Genomic DNA, 21,578 nt, shown 5'->3' on the forward strand with positions numbered 1-21,578 from the left:
ACGAAATCGCATCAGGAGCATAGATGACCCTCGACCGCCTGGCTCCGGCCATTTTCGTTTTGCTCTGGTCGACGGGTTGGGTGATGGCGAAATACGCCGGCATCTATGCCGATCCGCTGACCTTCCTGGTGCTGCGCTACCTGCTCGCCACGCTGCTTTTCATCGGCTTCTGTCTCGCGACTGGAGCCGCCTGGCCGAAAACATGGGCTGCGGCCGGGCATGCGGTCGTTTCCGGCATCTTCCTGCACGGGCTTTATCTCGGCGCCGTATGGTGGGCGATCGGGCAAGGCGTTCCGGCGGCAATCTCCGGTATTATTGCCGGGCTGCAGCCGTTGATGACGGCGGCCGTGGCTCCTGCTCTGATCGGTGAAAACCTGTCGGGCCAGCAGAAACTTGGTCTGATTCTCGGCTTTCTCGGTATTGCACTGGCGGTCGTGCCGAAGGTCATGGCGATCGACACGGGTGTGACGCCGATCCACCTGTTCCCGGTGATCATCAACGTTCTGGGTATGGCGGCCGTCACCTACGGCACGATCTATCAGAAGCGGCATCTGCAGGACGGCGACATCCGCTCGATCGCGACACTGCAATATGTCGGCGCGCTGATCGTCACGCTGCCGCTGGCATTTTTCCTGGAGGACATGCGGGTCGTCTGGAGCGTGCAGTTGTTTGCCGCGCTCGGCTGGGCGGTGCTCGGCCTGTCGATGGGGGCGATTGCGCTGCTGCTCTATCTGATTCGGCGCGGGCAGGTGTCGCGCGCGGCCTCGCTGATCTATCTGGTGCCGCCGCTGGCTGCCGTGCAGGCTTGGCTGTTTTTCGATGAGGCGCTGACGCTGCCGATGATCGTTGGAACGGTGATCGCGGTGACCGGTGTCTATCTCACCAATCGCAAGACGGTCTCGTCGCCGCAAAAAAAGCGGCGGGTCGAGCCCGCCGCTTTTAGTTCGCAGGACGCATAGAAGAGGCTCATGCCTCGTCGCGGCGCGGTCCGTTGCCGTTGGCGCGGCGGCGCTGGCCTTGAGCACCGGCGCCATTGCCGCCTTCGCGGCTCTGGTTGCCAGCGGCATTGCCGCCATGGTTGCGGTTGCGCCATTCGCCCTGCTTCTGGCCGGGACGTCCATTGCGGTTGCCGCCGGGGCGCTTGGCAAGGGCCTGCTCGTGGGCGGCCTGTGCTGCCGGGCCCTGGCCCTTGCGGTGCTGCTTCTTCTGCTGGCCTTCGCCAGTTACCAGAAGATCGTCGCCTGCAAACGGGCTCGGAGCCGAACGTTCAGCGCGGTGCACATTGTCGCTGCCGCCCTGCGGACGGGGGCGGCGCTCGTTGTGTCCATTGCCGGCCGGACGCGACGTGTTGCGGGCGCCGTTGCCACCGCGGGCACCCTTCGGGCGAGCGCGGTCGGCCGGAACTTCGCCGCTGGCAACAGCGATGTCGATCTTCATCAGGCGTTCGATATCGCGCAGCAGGCGGATTTCGTCCGGAGCGCAGAAGGCGATGGCGATGCCGTCGCGACCGGCGCGAGCGGTACGGCCGATACGGTGCACATAGGCGTCCGGCACTTCCGGCAGATCATAGTTGTAAACGTGGGTGACGCCCGGAATATCGATACCGCGCGCAGCGACGTCGGTTGCGACGAGAACGCGCGTTTCGCCATCACGGAATGCCTTGAGTGCCCGTTCGCGCTGACCCTGGCTCTTATTGCCATGGATCGAAGCGACGGAGTAGCCGACATGCTCCAGATGCTTCATCAGTTTCTCGGCGCCGTGTTTGGTGCGCGAAAAGACCATGGCGCGGCCATCCGGGTTCTCGGTCAGCGTCTTCTTCAGGATTTCGGTCTTCTGGCTGGCGCCGGCAACGAAGTGAACATACTGCTCGACCTTGTCGGCTGCCTTGCCCGGAGGGGAAACTTCGACGCGCTTCGGATTGCTCAGATATTCGCTGGCCAGTTCAGCGATTGCCTTTGGCATCGTTGCCGAAAACAGCAGCGTCTGGCGGTTCTTCGGAACCAGCTTGGAGATTTTGCGCAGGTCGTGGATGAAGCCGAGGTCCAGCATCTGGTCGGCTTCGTCGAGAACGAGGTAACGGGCCTGGGTCAGGGTCACGGCGCGGCGGGTGACGAGATCGAGAAGGCGGCCGGGTGTGGCGACGAGAATGTCGACGCCGCGGGCGAGCTGCTCGGACTGCTTGTTGATCGATGCACCGCCGACGACGAGGCCGATCTTGATCGGGGTCTTCTTGACGAAGTCCTTCAGGTTTGCGGCGATCTGGTTCACGAGCTCACGGGTCGGAGCGAGAACAAGGGCGCGAATGTTGCGCGGATCGGGACGCTTGCCGTCGGCGAGCATCTTTTCGATCATCGGCAGGCCGAAAGCGGCCGTCTTGCCAGTGCCGGTCTGGGCGAGACCGATAAGGTCATGGCCTTCCATCACGAGCGGGATCGCTTCAGCCTGAATTGGCGTCGGCGTTTCGAACCCCAGGGAGGAGAGGGTCGAAAGAACATGCTCGGAAAGGCCAAGGTCTTTAAAAGTGGTCAATGTATTACCTTTTCGGGGGCGCAAAACGAACATCGCCGGAACTGCACCATGCGGTTCCGGTTTCGCCTTGCGTCAAGAACCCCGCGTGATCTGGGAACTTGTGGGTTGATTAAGCTGTCTGCGCTGCATCTTGCCGCGTTTGGCAAGACATTCTCTGGTGCGCTTATCCTTCGGTACGGATCGGTGAAATCCCGCAGGGCTCGCTCACGCGGCGGCCAGAAGGTGACGCTGGCCCCATGTCGTTGTTTTACCGTCAAAAGTCAAGTGATAGTTTTTGCAGGTGCGAAGAGGGGTGCCCTCATGGCATGACGAGCTGAAACGCACCGCTTGCCAGAACTGCGCCGTTTACCAGGATTTCGAGCCGGTGGCCGCCGGGATAATATTGCCGCGTGGTGATGGCGCGGATGGCATGCTGGCGGGGCATCTCCACGGTTTCACGGGGTTTCAGCGTGAGGCTCTTCCACTTGAAGATTTTGGGCGCAAGGCCGCCATTGGCTTTGCGATGGTGGATCGCGTAGTCGATCATCACTTGTTGCGACGCAGCACCCTGATTGGTGATGGCCAGCGTGAAGGCGAGCGAATTGCCGAAATCGACGCTTTCCGTCTGGATGTTCAAAGCTGCTGTGATGCCGGAGAGCGGCGCAAAGCCGAAATTTGCCAGAGCCGCCGCGTGTCCCTTTTTCAACAGCGTTCGCGAGGCATGGCGCAGCAATTGCCGCCGCTCCGCCGATGCGTCGGCGACATGCTGTGCCACGAAATCGGCGACCAGATCCGGGTGGTCCTTGGCAATATCGTTCAGGCTGTTGGCAACAGAGCGGCGCACATACTCCTCCCGGTCATCCAGAAGGGCGGTCAGGATCGGCAGGATCGGCTGCGGATCGCGCATCAAAGCGGGCAGGCGCATGGCCCAGGGAAGACGTGGCCGGGTGCCTTCGCTGGCGAGCCTGCGGACATGGTGGTTCCGGTCTGTCGTCCAGTTGCCAATCGTCGCCAGCGCCCGTTCCTGATTGAGATGGATGAAAGGGCGGATGCCGAATTCAGCGGTGAAATGCGGCGTCAGCTCTTTCAGCAGGACGAGCGAAAGATCGAAATTATCCAGACCCCTTTGTGCCACGAATTGGCTGACCGGCAAGAGCGCCCACCCAACCAGGCCTGAGTCTCCATTCTGCGGCAGGCTCGCGGACAGGATGGCCGCCGCTTCGGCAAACTCAGCCGGGAGGGTTTCAACCAGTGCGTCGCGAATCTGGATCGACCGCTGCATCAGTTCCAGTTGCTGCATGTCGCGCGTGGCGAGATCGATGAAGCGTGCCTTGTCGAACGCACCGGTGTTGGCAGCAATATCTTCCGCCATCGTTTTTACGAGAGCCGGATGCAAAAGGTTCTTCAGCGGTTCAGCCACAGGACAGATCCAGGATGTGATTCCGCTCGACCATAACCGCTGCCTCGGCGGGAATGTAGATACGGTTTGCCGCTCTTTAGCGTCATCCCGCGGATTTCGATTTTTTTCGGGAACTTTCCTTTTTCCTCGCGCGTTAATTCTTTTGTGCCTCGTTTCCGGCGGGGCACGACCAGCGTTCAGTCGCGGTGCCGTCGGTGCTGTGCCATGTGAACGCCGAGTGGCTATGCTCGAGGGAGTAAACGATGACGACGACATGGATTCTTGCCGCCGACGGCAATCATGCGCGCCTTCTGAAGGGCGTGAATTTTCTAAAGGATGGACCCCAGAGCCCCGAGCAGGAAATCTTTCAGCTGGATACCAAGCGTGTCCAAGACATCATGGCTGACAAGCCCGGGAGAAGCCATTCCTCGAACGGATACGGCCGTTCGGCGATGGAATATTCGAGCGATCCGGTGCGCGAGGAACAGGAGAGGTTCACCTCGGACGTGGCCAGCAAGCTCGACACCTATGCACGGAAAGGGGCTTTCGACCGCCTCGTGCTTTGCGCCGCTCCGCAGACGCTCGGCCATTTGCGCTCGATACTCTCCGACGCCACGCGCGCGAAAACCACAGCGGAAATCAGCAAGGATTACAGCAACCTGCCGACCGAGAAGCTGATCTCGTCGGTCCGCGCCGCGCTGTCCAGCTAATCCTCTTCTTCAAAAGTCTGTCGGAACGCCGCCCTCGGCTTTCCGGCGGGCAACAAAGGAGTCGAGTTCCTCCTCGATGGCCGGATCGAGCGGAGGGCGCTCATATTCGTTCAGTTTTTCCTTGAAGACGCGGTTGGCGTGATCATAGGTCGTCGGCCGCCCCGCTTCCGTCCAGGTCTCGAAATTGCGCCAATCGGAGAGGATCGGCGAATAGAAGGCCGTTTCGTAGCGGGCCAGCGTGTGCGCCGTGCCGAAATAGTGGCCACCCGGACCGACATCGCGGACGGCGTCAAGACCAAGCGCATCCTCGCTGACGTCGAGCGGTTTCAGGAACTCGGCGACCATCTGCAGCATATCGACATCCAGAATGAATTTCTCGAAGGACGCCGTCAGGCCGCCTTCGCTCCAGCCGGCCGAATGCATGATCAAGTTGCCGCCCCCTTGTGTCAGCGCCCAGAGCGACAGTGCCGATTCGTAGGCCGCCTGCGCATCGAGCGTATTCGAAGCATTGGTGTTGGAGGTGCGGTACGGGATATTGTAGCGGCGCGCGAGCTGTCCGCCAACAATGACAGCCTTCATATATTCCGGCGTGCCGAAGGCGGGCGCGCCGGTCTTCATGTCGACGTTGGAGGTGAAGCCGCCATACATGACGGGTGCGCCGCGTCGCACCATCTGGGTGAAGGCGATACCAGCCAAGGCCTCGGCGTTCTGCTGCACGACGGCGCCGGCGATGGTCACAGGCGCCATGGCACCCGCCAGGGTGAAGGGCGTGACAACGACGACCTGGTTGCGCGACGACATCTCGATGATGCCCTGCAGCATCGGTCCGTCGAGGCGCAGCGGCGATGAGGTGTTGATGATGGTGAAGAGCGAGGGCTCGGTCTCCATCTGCTCGGCGGTGATGCCGCGCCCGATGCGGGCGATCTCCAGTGCATCGAGGTTGCGCTGTGCCCCAAGCGAATAGCAGTGGAACACTTTGTCGGTGAGCTTCACCATATCGGAGAGGCAATCGAGATGGCGCACCGAGGCGTGGATATCGACCGGCTCGACCGGGTAGCCGCCGGTCGTGTGGACGATATCGTAGGATTGAGCGAGCTTCACCAGCTTGCGATAATCTTCCTGGTTGCCGGCTCGGCGCCCGCCCTCGCGATCGGCAACGAACGGGGCTGATGCGATCTGCGCAAAGACCAGATTGTTGCCGCCGATCTCGACATTGCGGATCGGGTTGCGGGCATGCATGGTGAAGCCGGAGGGCACGGACGACACCATGTCCATGATCAGTCCGCGATCGAAGCGGACACGGTCGGTGCCGGGCGTGACGTCGGCGCCGGCGGCCTTCATGCGGGCGCGCGCTTCCGGCAGGATGACGTCCATGCCGATTTCCTCAAGGATCGTCAGCGAGGCATCGTGAATGGCCTCCAGCGCCTCTTCCGTCAGGACCGTGGATTTCGCCATCGTATTGACGAGGTTGAGATATTTCGAACCGCCCGTACTCTTGCGCGAGCGGTCCGCGCCACGCCCGCCGGTTCGTCGGCGGCGTTCCATGGGAGCATCTGCGTCGGTCAGAGAGGAGTGCGGACGTTCGTTCTCGCTCATTGCTTTTCCATCGGTTTGGACAGAAAAACATGGTGTAGATTCGACACCCGGAATGCGCCACCATTTGCGACAGCAAACTTCCCTGGCAGAGAAGGATGGTTGCGAGGGCTGGTTTTTAAGCGACGCGGGATGTCGATTTCACGCCGGAGAGCATTTCGCGCTTGGCTCCAAAGCCGGGCCGTCGCTCGATGGTGAAGCCGGCAGCCTCAAGATTGCGGCGGACGAAACCGGCGGCGGCATAGGTGGCGAACGTGCCGCGTTCGACTGTCTTGTCGCAGACCAGCCGCATCAGCTCTCCCGACCACATGTCGGGATTGCGCCGGGGTGCGAAACCGTCGAGATACCAGGCGTCGAACATGCCGGAAAAGTCGGCGATCTCGTCAAAGGCGACGCCGCAGACGACGGTAAGGCGAATATCACTGCCGACGTCGAGAGTGACATATCCACTCGGCTTCTCTGGCCATTGTGCAACGAGGGCTTCCCGTTCCACATCGATTTCCGGCCAGCGTGACAATGCCCGATCGATATCGCCGGGGCGCATCGGAAAGCGTTCGAACGAGACGAAATGAAGCTCCCCTCCTTGGGGGCGCGTCTCTTTCCATTGCCGCCAGGTTTCACAGAAATTCAAGCCAGTGCCGAAGCCGAGTTCGCCGATACGGAATTCGCCCGGCCGCTGCCAGCGCCCCGGCAGACCATTGCCAGAGAGAAACACATGGCCGCATTCCAGCCGGCCATCCTCGCGGCAATAAAAATGGTCGCCAAATTCCTGCGAATAGGGCATATCGCCCTCGTGCCATTCAAGCGTTTGCCGATCTGGCACTGCTGTATTTTCCAGGTTCTCGCGGGTCATGGCGAACCGATAATCTCCATATCTGAGAAGGTCAATCGATGACGGATCTGTTGATCGTCGGCGGCGGCATCATGGGGCTCTGGGCCGGCGTGATGGCCGAGCGGGCCGGACTGAAAACGCTGCTGGTGGAGCGCGCCACGATCGGCGCGGGCGCGAGTGGCGGCGTACTCGGCGCGCTGATGCCGCATATGCCGGACCGGTGGAATGCCAAGAAGCAGTTTCAGTTCGACGCCCTCGTTTCGCTGGAAAGTGAGATTGCAGCGCTTGAGGCCGAGACGGGCCTTTCGGCGGGCTATCGCCGTTCGGGCCGCCTCATGCCACTGGCCAAGCCGCATCTGCGTGGCATCGCTCTTCGCCATGAGCAGGAAGCGCTCGTCAACTGGCGCGTCGGGGAGAGGCAATTTCATTGGCATGTTCGTGACCAGCCTCCCGTCGACGACTGGCTCGACACCGCCTTTGCAGAAAGCGGCGTGGTGTTCGACACACTGGCCGCAAGGGTCGCCCCCCGGCCATACCTTGTGATGCTCTCCACTTATCTGCGCCGCTCGCGGCATGTGCGGATCGAAGAGGGGCGGGATGTCGTTCACATCGATGCGGTCGCGGGACGCGCTGACTTCGCTGATGGCCACGCGGAGGCTTTTGGCGACTGCATCCTCGCCAACGGCGTCGGCGCGTTTCCCCTGCTGGACAGTTTGGCGAATGCGCCCGCTTCGACCGGCACAGGCGTCAAAGGGCAGGCGGCGCTGCTGAAAGCCGATATCGATCCGAGCCTGCCGGTCGTCTTCACGGATGGACTTTACATCGTGCCGCATGAAAACGGCATGGTCGCCGTCGGCAGCACCAGCGAAAACACCTTCGAAGCGCCTTTTTCAACAGACGAGCAGCTGGATACCCTTTTAGCCCGCGCGGCAGACCTGGTACCGCGCATTCGCGATGCGTCGGTTATAGAGCGCTGGGCTGGCGTGCGTCCGAAGGCGATAGGGCGCGATCCGATGGTTGGACGCCATCCGGATCACCGGCGGATCCGCGCCTTGACCGGCGGTTTCAAGATCAGTTTCGGCATCGCGCATCGTCTGGCGGCGAGCGTGATTGACGAAATCTGCGGCGAACCCGACGACGCTCTGCCTGCGTCGTTCCGCTGCCAGTCGCATTTCGACCTGTTGAAACTCTGAAAAACAGAAGCTCAGCAACAGCGGGGCCATGAGCATTCGGGAGAGACGACATCCAGTAGGGCGGGACGCCGTAATAGTCATAGACGCGGCGGCCGTTATTCTTCGTCATTCTGTCGCGCAAATCACTTAACCCCGGTTGCAGATTGAGTTGCAACGGAGCGGAGCCGATGCGGTACGCCATCTATTATACGCCGTCGATCTACGATCCTTTGTCGGTCGCAGCGGCAAGCTGGCTTGGCCGTAACGTCTATTCCGGCGAAGCGCCGGAAGCGCCCTCGATCGCCGGCTTCAGCCGGCACGAACTGGCGTTCCATACGGCTGTGCCGCGCCGCTACGGCTTTCACGGTACCATCAAGGCACCGTTCCGGCTTCATGACGAAACCAGCGAAGCGGCGCTCTTGAAATCCCTGATGCATTTTGCCAGCACCGTGACGCCGTTCGAAATTCCCCGCATGGAAATTGCAAGGCTTGGCGAGTTCTATGGTTTGGCGCCCTCAGTTCCCTGTGAACAAATGAACCACCTTGCTGCGTCGGTCGTCCAGGCGTTCGACATGTTCCGTGCGCCGCTGAGTGACGTGGAGATCGAGCGGCAGGATCCGGACCGGTTGACGGCGCCGCAGTTTTCCAATCTGCATCGCTGGGGTTATCCCTATGTGATGGACGAGTACCGCTTTCACATGATGCTGACGGGACCGGTTCACCCCAATCTCAACACCCGCTTCGAGACGGCGCTGCGCGAATTTTTCGGGCCTCTGCTGAACGAACCGCTAAAGATTTCCAGCCTTGCGCTCTTTATCGAGCCGGAGGCCGGAGCGCCGCTGCGTGTCCATTCGCAGCACCCGCTCGGCAAGCTGTCAGCGCACCGACCGGTTGCAGCCAGCGCGCGTGTGAGCACAACGGCGATATCGGACATGCCAGTACGCGCTTCCGGGACAAAGGCGGCGCTCGTCGCTCGTCGTCTCCAGGCGAATTGCTGATTAGGGGCTGGGTTGTTGCAGTTGGGGCAATAGCTTGTTCCCACCTTGGATAGACAACGATTTCCGCCATTTGGACTTCGATTTTCCGGTCCCGGATGCTACCGTTCCGGCAAATTCGAAGGGTGATTTGATGGCAGAGCAATCCTATCCGCGTGATCTCATCGGCTACGGCCGCAATCCTCCGCAGGTCCGGTGGCCGGGCGATGCGCGCATCGCGGTGCAGTTCGTGGTCAACTACGAGGAAGGCGGCGAAAGCTGCATTCTCGATGGCGACAAGGCGTCCGAATCGCTGCTGTCGGAAATCGTCGGTGCGCAGCCCTGGCCCGGCCAGCGCAATCTCAACATGGAGTCGATCTACGAATACGGCGCGCGTGCCGGCTTCTGGCGGCTCTGGCGGATGTTCACCAGCCGCAATGTCGATGTGACCGTCTATGGTGTGACGCTCGCCATGGCGCGCAATCCGGAAGCAGTCGCCGCCATGAAGGAAGCTGGCTGGGAGATCGCCAGCCATGGCTATCGCTGGCTCGAATACAAGGATTTTCCCGAAGAGGAAGAGCGCAAGCACATCCGCGAAGCCGTGCGTCTGCACAAGGAACTGACCGGCTCGCATCCGCTCGGCCTGTATCAGGGCAAGCCGTCTAACAACACCTTGAAACTCGTTCTGGAGGAGGGCGGCTTCGTCTATTCCTCCGACAGCTATGCCGACGAACTGCCCTATTGGGTGCCGGGCCTGACCAAGGACAAGCCGCATCTGATCATCCCCTACACGCTCGATGCCAACGACATGCGCTTTGCGACGCCGCAGGGCTTCAACTCCGGTGATCAGTTTTTCGCCTATCTGAAGGACACTTTCGACGTGCTCTATGCGGAGGGCAAGGAGGGCAGCCCGAAGATGATGAATGTCGGCCTACACTGTCGTCTTGTCGGCCGCCCCGGCCGGGCCGCGGCGCTTGCCCGGTTCATCGATTATGTCTTGAGCCATGAGAAGGTCTGGACCCCCAAGCGTATCGATATCGCCCGACACTGGTACGAGCATCACAAGCCGGAGGGCGGTTTGTGATGAGCGCGCGCGAAAACTTCGTCGCGCGCTTCGGCGGTGTCTTTGAGCATTCGCCCTGGGTGGCGGAGCGGGCCTTCGATCAAAATCCGCATATTACGCTGACGGCCGATGGCGTGCATGCCGCGCTCGCTACGGCGTTCCGTGCTGCCTCGGATGCTGAGCGCCTGGCGGTTCTAAGGGCGCATCCCGATCTTGCGGGAAAGCTGGCGATCGCGGGAGAGTTGACCGAGGACTCGAAGGCAGAACAGGCGTCAGCCGGGCTCGACCGGTTGACACCTTCCGAACATGCTCGTTTCACCGAACTGAACGCTGCCTACACCGAAAAATTCGCGTTTCCCTTCATTATCGCCGTGAAGGGGCTGAACAAGAACGATATTCTGTCTGCCTTCGAAAGGCGGATTGACAATGACCGGCAAGAGGAATTTGAGACGGCTTCAGCGCAGGTCGAAAAGATCGCGCTCTTGCGTTTGCGTTCCATGCTTCCGGGAGAAGACAATGTCTAACACTATGCCGCCACGCTTCTCTGTGGCGGGACCGGCGATCTGATGCAGCACCTCTTGACGATCGAGCCTCTGACGCAGGCCGCCTTCGCTCCCTTCGGCACGGTCATCGAAACGGACCCGGCCTCCTTGCGGTTGATCAATGCCGGTTCGACGGAGCGGTTTCACGCGCTTGCCTATGTCGATGTGACGGGTGAGGGTGCCCGCGTGATCATCAACATTTTTCGCGGCCAGCCGCGCAGCTTCCCTTATAACCTGACGATGATGGAACGCCATCCGCTGGGGTCGCAGAGCTTTTCGCCGATCGGCGGTGGTTCGTGGCTTGCTGTCGTCGCGCCGGACGACAACGGCAAGCCGGGTTTCCCGCGCGTTTTCCTTGCGACGGGCAGCCAAGGTGTCAACTATGGCCGCAATGTCTGGCACCACCCCCTGATGGCCGTCGGCGCGGTCAGCGATTTCCTGGTTGTGGATCGCGAAGGTCCGGGCAACAATCTGGTCGAAGTCTTTTACGACGAGCCCTTCATCATTCCCAACCCCGTGTGAGCGCGAGCAAATTCCGATGAGCAAATCCGGCCGCCTGACAACCCACGTCCTCGATACCGCTCTTGGAAAACCGGCACAGGGTCTGAAGATCGACCTGTTTCTCCTCGAGGGAGAGGGGCGCCGCCTGCTGCGGACGGTCGAAACCAACAGCGATGGCCGGGTCGATGGGCCGATGCTGGAGGGAGAGGCGTTCACTGTCGGCACCTACGAACTGCTGTTCCATGCGGGGGACTATCTGCGCGCGACGGGCGCCAGCCTGCCGGAACCGGCCTTCCTCGATCTCATCCCGCTGCGCTTCGGCATCGCCGATGCGGCAAGCCACTATCACGTGCCGTTGCTGCTCTCGCCGTTCAGCTATTCGACGTATCGGGGGAGTTGATAGAAAATCTTGACCGAACTGTGATTCGTACTATATGTGGTACAAGTTAATTTAAGAGGCGTCCTATGCGCACGGTTATGTTTTCAAAAGCAAGGGCCGAGTTGGCGAGCTTGTTGGATGAAGTGAGCCAGGACCGCGCGCCGATTGAAATCGTGCGTCGCGACAAGGAATCTGCCATCCTGGTCGACAAGAGAGAATATGAAGGGATGCTGGAAACGCTACACCTTCTCTCATCACCTGCCAATGCAAAGCGGCTGATGGAAGCCGTAGATAACGTGAACGCGGGAAAGATCGAATTCCACGATTTGATTGACTGAAGAAGACCAAGCGATGAAACGACCGCGCATGACGTGCGGGTTTCCAAATAGAAGGGAAGCTCGCCATGCCGATGAAAATTGCTTGGGAACCTGACGGCTGGAAAGAGTATCTCTACTGGCAGCAGAATGATGCGAAAATACTCGCGCGGATCAATGAATTGATCAAAGACACTCTACGTCATCCGTTTGAAGGCCTCGGCAAACCGGAACCTCTGAGAAACCAGCTAAAAAATCATTGGTCGCGTCGTATCACGCAAGAACATCGCCTGGTCTACAGGGTGGAGGGAGAAGGCGATCGCCGGATGATCATCATCTTGCAATGCCGCTTCCACTACTGATTACTCCGCAATCACATCCCGGTTGATGTCCCGGATATCCCGCTTGCCGCAGAGCGCCATGGTGATGTCGAGTTCCTTGCGGATGATATCGAGCGCAAGCGTTACGCCGGCCTTGCCGCCTGCGCCGAGGCCGTAGAGGAAGGGGCGGCCGATATAGGTGCCCTTGGCACCAAGCGCGATCGCTTTCAACACATCCTGACCGGAGCGGATACCACCGTCGATATGGACCTCGATCATGTCGCCGACCGCATCGACGATCTTCGGCAGCATGCTGATCGAAGAAGGCGCGCCGTCGAGCTGGCGGCCGCCATGGTTGGAAACGATGATCGCGTCGGCGCCGGTTCGTGCCGCCATCTTGGCGTCCTCGACGTCGAGGACGCCCTTAAGGATGAGCGGCCCACCCCACAATTCCTTGATCCAGGCGACGTCGTCCCAGGACAGCCGCGGATCGAACTGTTCGGCCGTCCAAACCGAAAGAGAGGACAGGTCCGAGACGTTCTTGGTGTGGCCGACGATGTTGCCGAAGCTGCGACGCTTGGTCTGCAACATCTGCATGCACCAGAGCGGACGCGTCGCCATCTGCCAGATATGTTTCGGCGTGAACTTTGGAGGCGCGGACAGGCCGTTGCGCAGGTCCTTATGGCGCTGGCCGAGGATCTGCAGATCGAGTGTCAGCACCAGCGCCGAGCATTTCGCCGCTTTGGCACGGTCGATCAGGTTCCTGACGAAATCGCGGTCGCGCATGACGTAGAGCTGGAACCAGAAAGGCTTGGTCGTCGCGGAGGCGACATCCTCGATCGAGCAGATGCTCATGGTCGAGAGCGTGAAGGGCACGCCGAACTCCTCAGCCGCCTTCGCCGCCAGCATCTCGCCGTCGGCATGCTGCATGCCGGTCAGGCCGGTCGGCGAAAGCGCGACCGGCATGGAAACCTTCTGGCCGATCATCGTGCTTTCGAGCGACCGGTTCGTCATGTCGACCAGCACCCGCTGGCGCAGCTTGATCTTTAAGAAATCTTCCTCGTTGGCGCGGTACGTGCCTTCGGTCCAGGCTCCGCTGTCGGCATAATCGAAAAACATCTTTGGCACGCGGCGCTTGGCGGCGGCTTTGAGATCGCGGATTTCGAGGATTTGCGACATAGGGCGGGCTTTCTTCGCGGGGACTGCCTCTGCAATATCATGGTTTTCGAAATTTTGTTAAGGGGGCAAATTGACAAGAGGTAAAAAAAACTTACCTCTTTTTATTGTCCGGTTCAGCCAGGTTCAAGAATTTGACCGTTTGTAGTGGCATGAACCTCCCGTGCTCGCGGTGGTTTGGCGAGGCGGCGCCGGAACGTTCCGGGCTTCGTCCCAAACCGGTCGTGGAAGGCCTCGTAGAAACGGGAGAGCGAACCGAAACCCGCCTCGAAGGCGACGGTCGTGATCGGCAGGTCTGTGGAAATGAGCAGCGACTGGGCGGTATCGAGGCGATGGCGGACGATCGATTGGTTGACGGTCATGCCGACAGTGCGCTTGAAGATACCCATGGCATAGTTCGGATGCAGGCCGACATCGCGTCCCACATCCTCGGATGTGATGTTTTCCAAGGCATGTTCGGTGATGAAGCGCATCATGCGCTCGACATGGAACATGCGGTCGGCGTCGTGATGCTCAAAGGAGGCGATGGCCGATCCTTGCTCGCGCAGGTCGCGCCAGCCTTCGCGGTCGAGGCGGCGCACGCGGGCGCCCAGTTCCTCACGCACGATCTGCTCCAGTTCCTCGTCGCCCGACAGAAGCTCCTCGCGCCATCGCATGAAGATGTCGCGGTCGTAGGGGCGGATATCGAGTGCCTCGATCATGGCTCCGCGGAAGACCGCGTCGCGGAACCGGCTAAGGCTTGGCAGCGCCAGAAAGACGGACATCGGCACATAGAGGCAGATAAACCGAGTCGGTTCCTTTATGTCCGTTACCTGATGCGGGATCATGCCCCAGAACAGGCATAACCGTCCCTCGGAGACGCTGAGCTCGCGTCCGTCGAACCAATAGGTCATCTCGCCTTCGAGCACGAAATTCAGCTCGATCTGGCTGTGCATATGCGGGCCTTCCATTCGTCGCACGTTGATGTTGTCGCCAGCGCAGAAGCGATGATCGCCAAAGACGACCAGCGGATGCGCCGGGTCGCGTTCCGGGTGGACCGGTGTTGCACCGAGCCTGTTCACGAGTTTCGGGCGCCGCGTCATTTCATATCCTGCTGATGTTAGGAAACCGGAAGTTTACGCTGAAATGTCGGAAGAAGATTGCGGGTTTCGGCGGCAAGGTCAAGCGGCTCATGCGGAAAGAGGAACAAGACAGCCGCAGGAGGCAACGGCACCACACGCTGATCCTTGGGAGGATAAAATGATTTCTTTTAAAGCCGCCACCGGGCTCGCGCTCGGCTATGCGCTCACCATGTCCGCAGCCTTCGCAGGCGAGCTCGTCATCAACTCCGACCAGTCCGATCCGGCGCCGAAGAAGGCGATGGAAACGCTGCTCGAAGGCTTCAAGGTTGCCCATCCGGACGTGACCATCAAGTGGAACAATTTCGACCACGAAGGCTATAAGTCGGCGATCCGCAACTTCCTGACCGCAGATGCCCCAGACGTCGTATCCTGGTATTCCGGCAACCGCATGGCCCCCTTCGTCAAGGCCGGCCTGTTCGAGGACGTCTCCGACCTCTGGGCTGAAAACAAGCTCGACGACCAGTTGAAGTCCGCCGTCAAGTCGATGGAAATCGACGGCAAGAAATGGGGCATTCCCTATTCCTACTATCAGTGGGGCATCTATTACCGGAAGGACATCTTCGAAAAAGAAGGCATCACGCCGCCGAAGAACTGGGCCGAACTCGTCGCCGCCTGCGAGAAGATCAAGGCAGCCGGCATGACGCCGTTTGCGATCGGCACCAAGGCGCTGTGGCCGACGGGCGGCTGGTTCGACTATCTCAACCTGCGCGTCAATGGCTACGAGTTCCACATGGACCTCACCGCCGGCAAGGTTCCCTACACCGATCCGAAGGTGAAGGCCGTCTTCGAAAAATGGGCCGAACTGGTCAAGCCCGGCTATTTCCTGGAAAACCACGCGGCGATCGACTGGCAGGACGCCATTCCGCAGTTCGTCCAGGGCAAGGCACCGATGTATCTGATGGGTAACTTCGCAGTCGCCGCAATGGTGGATGGCGGATTGAAGGCAGACCAGATCGGCTTCCTGCAGTTCCCGGAAATCACCGCCGGCATCCCGATGGCCGAAGACGCACCGACCGAGTCCTTCCACATCCCATCGGGTGCGAAGAACAAGGAAGATGCCCGCAAGTTCCTCGCCTATCTGGCAACGCCTGAGGCCCAGACCAAGATGAACGAGGTCTTGGGGCAGCTTCCGGTCAACAACCAGTCCGCCAAGTCGGAAGATCCGTTCCTGAAGGCCGGCTTCGAAATGCTGGCAAATGCCTATGCGCTTGCCCAGTTCTACGACCGCGACGCCCCGGCTGAAATGGCCAAGGCCGGCATGGAAGGCTTCCAGCAGTTCATGGTCAAGCCGGACAATGTCGACGCGATCCTCGAACGCCTCGAAAAGGCACGCGGCCGCATCTACAAGTAAGGCTCAAATATTTAGCTCATTTGTCCCGGGTTATGGATGGAGGAGCGGCGGTCTCGGAACAACCCTCCCCCTTGTGGGGAGGGTCGGAGCGAAGCGACGGGGAGGGGTTCTTTCGAATAGCAGAAAAGACCCCTCCCAACCCTCCCCACAAGGGGGAGGGGGTTTGCCGAGCAAGAGGCATCCCTCACACAGTTTCAAAAATATCAAAAAAGGTGGCAGCGATGAGCAGCACCGTTTCCGCGACATCCGGTTTCTGGAAGCGCAACCAGCAGCGCCTTGCGCCCTGGCTGTTTCTGGCGCCCGGCATGATCATGTTTTCGATCTATGTGATCATTCCGATCTTCCAGTCGATCTGGATCAGCTTCTACGACTGGGACGGGCTTGGCCAGAAGACCTGGATCGGCGTGGCGAACTATGTCGAGCTTCTCGACGATGAAGCGTTCTACACCTCGCTGAAAAACAACATCCTGTGGCTGGTGCTCTACCTGCTGGCTGTTCCGGCGGGTCTCGCCGTGGCGCTGTTTCTCAACCAGACGGTCACCGGTATCCGGCTCTACAAGTCGCTGTTCTTCTTTCCCTTCGTCATCAGCCAGGTCGTCGTCGGCCTGATCTTCACCTGGTTCTATGCGCCGGACTTCGGTCTTCTTTCGGCGCTGATCAAGGCGGTGAGCGGTCAGAACATCGCCATCCTTGCGGACGAGCGTTATGTCACGCTCGGCATCATCGCCGCCGGTCTCTGGCCGCAGATCGCCTATTGCATGATCCTCTACCTGACCGGCCTCAACAACATCAACCCGGAGCAGGTGGAGGCCGCGCGCATGGACGGCGCGAGGGGCTGGTCGCTGCTGTGGCACATCATCCTGCCGCAGCTCGGTCCCGCCACCTTCATCGCCATCGTCGTTACCGTCATCGGCGCGTTGCGCTCCTTCGACCTGGTCTCGATCATGACGGATGGTGGCCCCTACGGCTCGAGCCGCGTGCTTTCGTTCTACATGTATGAGCAGGCTTTGTCGGAATATGGCTACCGCATGGGCTATGGCGCGGCGATCGCCGTTGTCCTCTTCATGATCATGATGATCTTCATCACCCTGTTCATCGTGCGCATGCTGATGCGGGAAAGGCACGCCTGATGTTTCCGACCCCTGTCCAGAAGGCTTCCCCCTGGGTACGCCACGCCTATACGATCATCTTGCCGATCGCATTGATCGTCTGGCTGCTGCCGTTGATCGGCGTTGCCATCACCTCGGTCCGGCCATCCGCCGACCTCGCGGCGGGAAACTATTTCGGCATGCCCTCGCGCTTCGCCGGCATCGAGAACTATACGGCGGTCTTCAGGGATTCGCCGATTGGCTGGTACATCCTCAATTCCTTCAAGGTGACGATCCCGACGGTCATCGGCGCGGTCGGGCTCGCCTGCCTGTCGGGCTTTGCGCTGGCGGTCTACAAATTCCGTGCCAATCTGCTGATCTTCTTCCTGTTCGTCGCCGGGAACTTCATCCCGTTCCAGATTCTCATGGTGCCGGTGCGCGACATGACGCTGAAGGCGGGGCTCTATGACAGCATCTCCGGCCTCGTGCTGTTCCATATCGCGTTCCAGACCGGCTTCTGCACGTTGTTCATGCGCAATTTCATCACGTCGCTGCCCTTTGCGCTGATCGAATCCGCCCGTGTCGAAGGCGTCAGCGAATGGCGGATCTTCCGCTATATCGTCCTTCCCCTGATGCGGCCGGCAATCGCGGCCCTTTCGGTGCTGGTCTTCACCTTCATCTGGAACGACTATTTCTGGGCGACTGTTCTGGTGCAGGGGCAGCACGCCATGCCGGTGACAGCCGGGCTCTATTCGCTGAACGGCCAGTGGATCGCCGCCTGGCACCTGGTGTCGGCCGGCTCCATCGTCGCCGCCATGCCGCCGGTCCTGATGTTCTTCCTGATGCAGAGACATTTCATCGCCGGGCTGACGCTGGGAGCGACCAAGGGATGATCGCTGCGTTTTCCACATTTCAACATTCATCGAAAGGCAGGGCCAATGGCTGACGTCACGCTCCGCAATGTCACCAAGCAGTTCGGCTCGGTCAGCGTCATCAAGGGCGTCGATTTCTCGATCGCCGACGGCGAGTTCTGCGTCTTCGTCGGTCCCTCCGGCTGCGGCAAGTCCACGCTGTTGCGGATGGTCGCCGGACTTGAGGAAATCTCGTCGGGCGAACTCAAGATCGGCGGCAAGGACATGACCCATGTCGGCCCGTCCGATCGCGGCGTGGCGATGGTGTTCCAGTCTTATGCGCTCTATCCGCACATGACGGTTGCCGACAATATTGGCTTCGGCCTGCGCATGACCGGCCATGACAAGGCGGAGATCGAAAAGCGCATGCAGCGCGCCGCCAAGATGCTGCAGCTCGAGCCGCTGCTCGCCCGCAAGCCGTCGCAGCTTTCCGGCGGCCAGCGCCAGCGCGTCGCCATCGGCCGCGCCATCGTGCGCAATCCGGAAGTCTTTCTGTTCGACGAGCCGCTGTCGAACCTCGATGCCGCCCTGCGGGTGCAGATGCGCACCGAGATCAGCACGCTGCATCAGGATCTGAAAGCAACGATGATCTATGTCACCCACGATCAGGTGGAAGCCATGACCATGGCTGACAAAATTGTGGTCCTCAGCGCCGGATCGATCGAGCAGATCGGCTCGCCGCTGGAACTCTATCACCGGCCGAAGAACCTCTTCGTCGCCGGCTTCATCGGCTCGCCGAAGATGAATTTTTTGAAGGCGACGGCGTCACCCGCCGGTGATCAGATCCGCGTCAGCTTGACCGGCGGCGTCGATATCCTGCTGCCGGCCGGACATGCCCGCGTCGCCGACGGCCAAGCGGTGACGCTTGGCATTCGGCCGGAGCATATCGATGCTGACGGGAAGGACGGGGCCATTCTGCCGGCAAAGCTCCGGCTTGCCGAATATCTCGGCTCCGAGACCATGTTCTATGTCAGCCTCGGTGACGGCACCGACATCGCAGTCAAGGCCGATGGTCTTGCCACAGCACATCCGGGCGCAGATTTCCGCATCGGTATCCCGGCCAAGGCCTGCCATCTCTTCGACGCCGAGGGCGTCGCCATCATCAACGGGGATTTGACGAAGTAATGCTTGGCGTTTGCTATTATCCGGAACACTGGCCAGAGGCGTGGTGGGCAAAGGATGCCCGCCGCATGCGGGACATGGGCATTTCCTTCGTGCGCATCGGCGAATTCGCCTGGTCGCGGCTGGAGCCGAAGCGCGATACGTTCGATTTTGGCTGGCTAGACCGCGCCATGGATACGTTGGGTGCCGCCGGGCTGAAGGTCGTGCTCGGCACGCCGACGGCGACGCCGCCGAAATGGCTGATGGACGAATATCCGGAGATCGCGCCGGTCGATCAGCAGGGGCACGTGCGCGGCTTCGGTTCGCGCAGGCACTATACCTTCTCATCCGAAGTCTGGTGGCGCGAAAGCGCGCGTATCGTCGAGATCATCGCCAAGCGCTATGGCGAACACCCGGCGCTCGACGGCTGGCAGACGGACAACGAATATGGCTGCCACGACACGACGCAGTCCTGGGGGCCGGAAGACCTGAAGGCATTCCGCCGTTGGCTCAGGCTGCGCTACCAGTCGACCGACCAGCTCAACGAAGCCTGGGGCAATGTCTTCTGGTCGATGGAGGTGAACAGCTTCGAGGATGTCGTGCTGCCGAACCTTACCGTCACCGAGACGAATCCGGCGGCACGGTTGGATTTCTGGCGCTTCCAGTCCGGGCAGGTGGCCGCCTACGACAAGATGCAGTGCGAGATCATCCGCAAGCATTCGCCCGGCCGCTGGATCACCCATAATTTCATGGGCTTCGTCAATGATTTCGACCACTGGAAGGTCGGCGAAAACCTCGATATCGCCTCGTGGGACAGCTATCCGATCGGCTTTGTCGAGAAGTTCCCGTTCAGTCAGGAGGAAAAGAACCGCTGGGCGGAGACGTCGCATCCGGACATTGCCCCGTTCCACCACGATCTCTACCGCGGCGTCGGCCGTGGCCGTTTCTGGATCATGGAGCAGCAGCCCGGTCCGGTGAACTGGGCGCCGTGGAACCCGGTGCCGAAGCCGGGCATGGTGCGGCTCTGGACCTGGGAGGCGCTGGCGCATGGCGCCGAAGTCGTGAGTTACTTCCGCTGGCGCCAGGCCCCGTTCGCGCAGGAGCAGATGCATGCTGGCCTCAACCTGCCGGGCTCGGACGAGTTGTCCGCCGGTGGGCGCGAAGCCGAGATCGTTGGCCAAGAGATCGCCGCAGCCGGCGAGCTGCCGGCAACCGAGCAGGCCCCGGTCGCCATCGTCTATGACTACGAGACCTATTGGGCAACCGTCATCCAACCGCAGGGCAGGGACTTCCAGTACCATGATCTGGCGTTCCGCTGGTACGAGGCGGTGCGCAAGCTCGGTCTCAACGTCGACTTCGTGCCCCCGGGCGCGCCGCTCGACGGCTACAAGCTGGTGCTCGTCCCATCGCTGATGATGGTCTCGGAGGCTGCTTTGCAGGCCTTCGGCGCAGCCGAGGGTATCGTGCTCTACGGCCCGCGCTCCGGCTCGCGCACGCGCCAGTTTGCCATTCCCGAAAATCTGCCGCCCGGCCCGCTTGCCGCGCTTACGGGCGTTCGGGTCACGCAGGTGTCGTCGTTGCGTCCAGGGCTGGAAGACGCCGTCTCCGGCACGGTCTCCGGAGCCGCCATCCGCTGGCGGGAATATGTCGAGGCGGAAGGCGATATGCTCGCGCGGTTCGCCAGTGGCGATCCGGCGCTAACGGGCAAGGACGGGCATCATTATCTCGCCTGCTGGCCGAATGAGGAACTGTTGCAACAGGCGCTGATTTATCTGGCGGCGAAGGCCGGGCTGGAGACGCTTGTGCTTCCGGATCATATCCGGCTGCGTAGGCGGGGCGGGGTGACGTTTGCGTTCAACTATGGGACGGAGACGTGGACGTGCCCGAGCGATGGCGGGTTCGTTCTAGGCGAAGCTGAGGTGAAGCCGCAGACGGTTGCTGCCTGGAAAGGATAGAGCAACTCTACCTCCCCCTTGAGGGGGGAGGTCGCAGCGAAGCTGCGGGTGGGGGTGATCCATTATTTTGCTCAGAGGGTCACCCCACCCCGGACCTGCGGTCCGACCCTCCCCCTCAAGGGGAGGGTGTTCAGGCGCGTTTCCCTTCCTGAGTGCTACTCCTCCAGCCATTCTGTGGCGAACGCGTCCGTCACATGCAGATCAGTTGTCTCAAGCCGCCCTGGCCCGAGATTGCTGAACTTATGGGGCACATCTGCGGGCGCAAAAATGATCTGACCCGCCGTTGCTTCGATCTGCTCCGTTCCGACCGTGACCAACGCCCGGCCCTGTCGGATGATGAAGACCTCCGCGTAGGGGTGCTTGTGCAATTTGGGACCGCCGCCAATTTTGTCTGTCGTGTAAAACATGACCGATACATTGGCGCCGTAGACTCCGCCCTCGAACTCGCCTTGCCAGACGTCCGGCTGTTCCGCCCAATCGTCACGATTCAGAATCTTTGCGCCGTTCATTTTGCATCTCCAATGAAGCGTGGCTCTATCGACCTTCCCCTTGAGGGGGAGGTAGCAGC

General features: G+C 60.8%; 22 protein-coding genes. 15 read left to right on the plus strand and 7 right to left on the minus strand.

The features are described 5' to 3' along the window. The first annotated feature begins 23 nt into the window (after positions 1-23). On the plus strand, positions 24-959 hold the full coding sequence (locus tag ACSQ3F_RS12190) for a DMT family transporter (protein WP_436100447.1): 936 nt from the start codon (positions 24-26) through the stop codon (positions 957-959). A 7-nt stretch (positions 960-966) separates the two neighbouring features. Here ACSQ3F_RS12190 and ACSQ3F_RS12195 read toward each other — a convergent pair whose 3' ends face one another. Next, a complete protein-coding gene (locus ACSQ3F_RS12195; protein WP_436100448.1) occupies positions 967-2,529 on the minus strand; it encodes a DEAD/DEAH box helicase in 1,563 nt (520 codons plus the stop codon). 298 nt (positions 2,530-2,827) lie between these two features. Next, a complete protein-coding gene (locus ACSQ3F_RS12200; protein ID WP_436100449.1) occupies positions 2,828-3,928 on the minus strand; it encodes a DNA alkylation repair protein in 1,101 nt (366 codons plus the stop codon). A 242-nt stretch (positions 3,929-4,170) separates the two neighbouring features. On the opposite strand from ACSQ3F_RS12200, the gene ACSQ3F_RS12205 reads away from it, so the two are divergent. Continuing rightward, entirely contained in the window at positions 4,171-4,617 is a 447-nt protein-coding gene (locus tag ACSQ3F_RS12205; protein ID WP_436100450.1) for a host attachment protein, read from the plus strand. A 9-nt stretch (positions 4,618-4,626) separates the two neighbouring features. Here ACSQ3F_RS12205 and ACSQ3F_RS12210 read toward each other — a convergent pair whose 3' ends face one another. Continuing rightward, positions 4,627-6,213 (minus strand): trimethylamine methyltransferase family protein, encoded by a 1,587-nt coding sequence (locus ACSQ3F_RS12210; RefSeq protein WP_436100451.1) that lies wholly within the window; start codon positions 6,211-6,213, stop codon positions 4,627-4,629. A 115-nt stretch (positions 6,214-6,328) separates the two neighbouring features. Then, the gene (gene mnmD / locus ACSQ3F_RS12215) at positions 6,329-7,063 is read right to left on the minus strand and encodes a tRNA (5-methylaminomethyl-2-thiouridine)(34)-methyltransferase MnmD (RefSeq protein WP_436100452.1); all 735 of its coding nucleotides are present in this window, start codon (positions 7,061-7,063) and stop codon (positions 6,329-6,331) included. Positions 7,064-7,101: 38 nt separating this feature from the next. Between mnmD and ACSQ3F_RS12220 the strand changes: the two genes are divergently transcribed. The 8 genes from ACSQ3F_RS12220 (at position 7,102) to ACSQ3F_RS12255 (ending at position 12,349) form a co-directional block, all read left to right on the plus strand. Then, entirely contained in the window at positions 7,102-8,235 is a 1,134-nt protein-coding gene (locus ACSQ3F_RS12220; RefSeq protein WP_436100453.1) for an NAD(P)/FAD-dependent oxidoreductase, read from the plus strand. A gap of 167 nt (positions 8,236-8,402) precedes the next feature. Further along, positions 8,403-9,212, plus strand: a complete 810-nt coding sequence (locus tag ACSQ3F_RS12225; RefSeq protein ID WP_436100454.1) for a DUF1045 domain-containing protein — start codon at positions 8,403-8,405, stop codon at positions 9,210-9,212. 130 nt (positions 9,213-9,342) lie between these two features. Further along, complete coding sequence (puuE, locus tag ACSQ3F_RS12230) at positions 9,343-10,272, plus strand: allantoinase PuuE (RefSeq protein ID WP_436100455.1); 930 nt, start codon at positions 9,343-9,345, stop codon at positions 10,270-10,272. Continuing rightward, the gene (gene uraD / locus ACSQ3F_RS12235; RefSeq protein WP_436100456.1) at positions 10,272-10,775 is read left to right on the plus strand and encodes a 2-oxo-4-hydroxy-4-carboxy-5-ureidoimidazoline decarboxylase; all 504 of its coding nucleotides are present in this window, start codon (positions 10,272-10,274) and stop codon (positions 10,773-10,775) included. Before puuE ends, uraD begins: the two co-directional genes overlap by 1 nt. Before the next feature lie 42 nt (positions 10,776-10,817). After that, a complete protein-coding gene (locus ACSQ3F_RS12240) occupies positions 10,818-11,315 on the plus strand; it encodes an ureidoglycolate lyase (protein WP_436100457.1) in 498 nt (165 codons plus the stop codon). Between the two features lie 16 nt (positions 11,316-11,331). Further along, on the plus strand, positions 11,332-11,694 hold the full coding sequence (gene uraH / locus ACSQ3F_RS12245) for a hydroxyisourate hydrolase (RefSeq protein WP_436100458.1): 363 nt from the start codon (positions 11,332-11,334) through the stop codon (positions 11,692-11,694). Positions 11,695-11,759: 65 nt separating this feature from the next. Then, positions 11,760-12,011 carry a type II toxin-antitoxin system Phd/YefM family antitoxin gene (locus ACSQ3F_RS12250; protein ID WP_436100459.1) on the plus strand — a complete coding sequence of 84 codons (252 nt, stop codon included), beginning with the start codon at positions 11,760-11,762 and terminating at the stop codon, positions 12,009-12,011. A gap of 71 nt (positions 12,012-12,082) precedes the next feature. Then, on the plus strand, positions 12,083-12,349 hold the full coding sequence (locus ACSQ3F_RS12255; protein ID WP_436102131.1) for a Txe/YoeB family addiction module toxin: 267 nt from the start codon (positions 12,083-12,085) through the stop codon (positions 12,347-12,349). On the opposite strand, the gene ACSQ3F_RS12260 is transcribed toward ACSQ3F_RS12255, so the two are convergent. Both ACSQ3F_RS12260 and ACSQ3F_RS12265 read right to left on the minus strand, forming a co-directional pair. Beyond that, on the minus strand, positions 12,350-13,486 hold the full coding sequence (locus ACSQ3F_RS12260) for an alpha-hydroxy acid oxidase (RefSeq protein ID WP_436100460.1): 1,137 nt from the start codon (positions 13,484-13,486) through the stop codon (positions 12,350-12,352). A 113-nt stretch (positions 13,487-13,599) separates the two neighbouring features. Next, on the minus strand, positions 13,600-14,565 hold the full coding sequence (locus ACSQ3F_RS12265; RefSeq protein ID WP_436100461.1) for a helix-turn-helix domain-containing protein: 966 nt from the start codon (positions 14,563-14,565) through the stop codon (positions 13,600-13,602). A gap of 157 nt (positions 14,566-14,722) precedes the next feature. Here ACSQ3F_RS12265 and ACSQ3F_RS12270 point away from each other — a divergent pair, with 157 nt between their 5' ends. From ACSQ3F_RS12270 to ACSQ3F_RS12290, 5 genes are all read left to right on the plus strand, one after another. Then, entirely contained in the window at positions 14,723-15,955 is a 1,233-nt protein-coding gene (locus tag ACSQ3F_RS12270; protein ID WP_436100462.1) for an ABC transporter substrate-binding protein, read from the plus strand. 221 nt (positions 15,956-16,176) lie between these two features. Continuing rightward, positions 16,177-17,085, plus strand: coding sequence for a carbohydrate ABC transporter permease (locus ACSQ3F_RS12275; RefSeq protein WP_436100463.1), 909 nt, complete (start codon positions 16,177-16,179; stop codon positions 17,083-17,085). Next, a complete protein-coding gene (locus tag ACSQ3F_RS12280) occupies positions 17,085-17,936 on the plus strand; it encodes a carbohydrate ABC transporter permease (RefSeq protein WP_436100464.1) in 852 nt (283 codons plus the stop codon). Before ACSQ3F_RS12275 ends, ACSQ3F_RS12280 begins: the two co-directional genes overlap by 1 nt. A 45-nt stretch (positions 17,937-17,981) precedes the next feature. Further along, positions 17,982-19,079, plus strand: coding sequence for an ABC transporter ATP-binding protein (locus ACSQ3F_RS12285; protein ID WP_436100465.1), 1,098 nt, complete (start codon positions 17,982-17,984; stop codon positions 19,077-19,079). Continuing rightward, positions 19,079-21,010 carry a beta-galactosidase gene (locus ACSQ3F_RS12290; RefSeq protein ID WP_436100466.1) on the plus strand — a complete coding sequence of 644 codons (1,932 nt, stop codon included), beginning with the start codon at positions 19,079-19,081 and terminating at the stop codon, positions 21,008-21,010. Before ACSQ3F_RS12285 ends, ACSQ3F_RS12290 begins: the two co-directional genes overlap by 1 nt. A 155-nt stretch (positions 21,011-21,165) precedes the next feature. On the opposite strand, the gene ACSQ3F_RS12295 is transcribed toward ACSQ3F_RS12290, so the two are convergent. Next, positions 21,166-21,519: a cupin domain-containing protein gene (locus ACSQ3F_RS12295; RefSeq protein ID WP_436100467.1), complete on the minus strand. Its 354-nt coding sequence runs from the start codon at positions 21,517-21,519 to the stop codon at positions 21,166-21,168. Positions 21,520-21,578: the final 59 nt, after the last annotated feature.

It is taken from the genome of Pararhizobium sp. LjRoot238 (assembly GCF_964252955.1).
Lineage (GTDB): Bacteria > Pseudomonadota > Alphaproteobacteria > Rhizobiales > Rhizobiaceae > Pararhizobium.

Coding starts and splice junctions, on each gene's coding strand:
- ACSQ3F_RS12190 (WP_436100447.1), top strand. CDS start 24: ATGACCCTCGACCGCCTGGCTCCGGCCATTTTCGTTTTGCTCTGGTCG.
- ACSQ3F_RS12205 (WP_436100450.1), top strand. CDS start 4,171: ATGACGACGACATGGATTCTTGCCGCCGACGGCAATCATGCGCGCCTT.
- ACSQ3F_RS12210 (WP_436100451.1), bottom strand. CDS start 6,213: ATGAGCGAGAACGAACGTCCGCACTCCTCTCTGACCGACGCAGATGCT.
- mnmD (WP_436100452.1), bottom strand. CDS start 7,063: ATGACCCGCGAGAACCTGGAAAATACAGCAGTGCCAGATCGGCAAACG.
- ACSQ3F_RS12220 (WP_436100453.1), top strand. CDS start 7,102: ATGACGGATCTGTTGATCGTCGGCGGCGGCATCATGGGGCTCTGGGCC.
- ACSQ3F_RS12225 (WP_436100454.1), top strand. CDS start 8,403: ATGCGGTACGCCATCTATTATACGCCGTCGATCTACGATCCTTTGTCG.
- puuE (WP_436100455.1), top strand. CDS start 9,343: ATGGCAGAGCAATCCTATCCGCGTGATCTCATCGGCTACGGCCGCAAT.
- uraD (WP_436100456.1), top strand. CDS start 10,272: ATGAGCGCGCGCGAAAACTTCGTCGCGCGCTTCGGCGGTGTCTTTGAG.
- ACSQ3F_RS12240 (WP_436100457.1), top strand. CDS start 10,818: ATGCAGCACCTCTTGACGATCGAGCCTCTGACGCAGGCCGCCTTCGCT.
- uraH (WP_436100458.1), top strand. CDS start 11,332: ATGAGCAAATCCGGCCGCCTGACAACCCACGTCCTCGATACCGCTCTT.
- ACSQ3F_RS12250 (WP_436100459.1), top strand. CDS start 11,760: ATGCGCACGGTTATGTTTTCAAAAGCAAGGGCCGAGTTGGCGAGCTTG.
- ACSQ3F_RS12255 (WP_436102131.1), top strand. CDS start 12,083: ATGAAAATTGCTTGGGAACCTGACGGCTGGAAAGAGTATCTCTACTGG.
- ACSQ3F_RS12260 (WP_436100460.1), bottom strand. CDS start 13,486: ATGTCGCAAATCCTCGAAATCCGCGATCTCAAAGCCGCCGCCAAGCGC.
- ACSQ3F_RS12265 (WP_436100461.1), bottom strand. CDS start 14,565: ATGACGCGGCGCCCGAAACTCGTGAACAGGCTCGGTGCAACACCGGTC.
- ACSQ3F_RS12270 (WP_436100462.1), top strand. CDS start 14,723: ATGATTTCTTTTAAAGCCGCCACCGGGCTCGCGCTCGGCTATGCGCTC.
- ACSQ3F_RS12275 (WP_436100463.1), top strand. CDS start 16,177: ATGAGCAGCACCGTTTCCGCGACATCCGGTTTCTGGAAGCGCAACCAG.
- ACSQ3F_RS12280 (WP_436100464.1), top strand. CDS start 17,085: ATGTTTCCGACCCCTGTCCAGAAGGCTTCCCCCTGGGTACGCCACGCC.
- ACSQ3F_RS12285 (WP_436100465.1), top strand. CDS start 17,982: ATGGCTGACGTCACGCTCCGCAATGTCACCAAGCAGTTCGGCTCGGTC.
- ACSQ3F_RS12290 (WP_436100466.1), top strand. CDS start 19,079: ATGCTTGGCGTTTGCTATTATCCGGAACACTGGCCAGAGGCGTGGTGG.
- ACSQ3F_RS12295 (WP_436100467.1), bottom strand. CDS start 21,519: ATGAACGGCGCAAAGATTCTGAATCGTGACGATTGGGCGGAACAGCCG.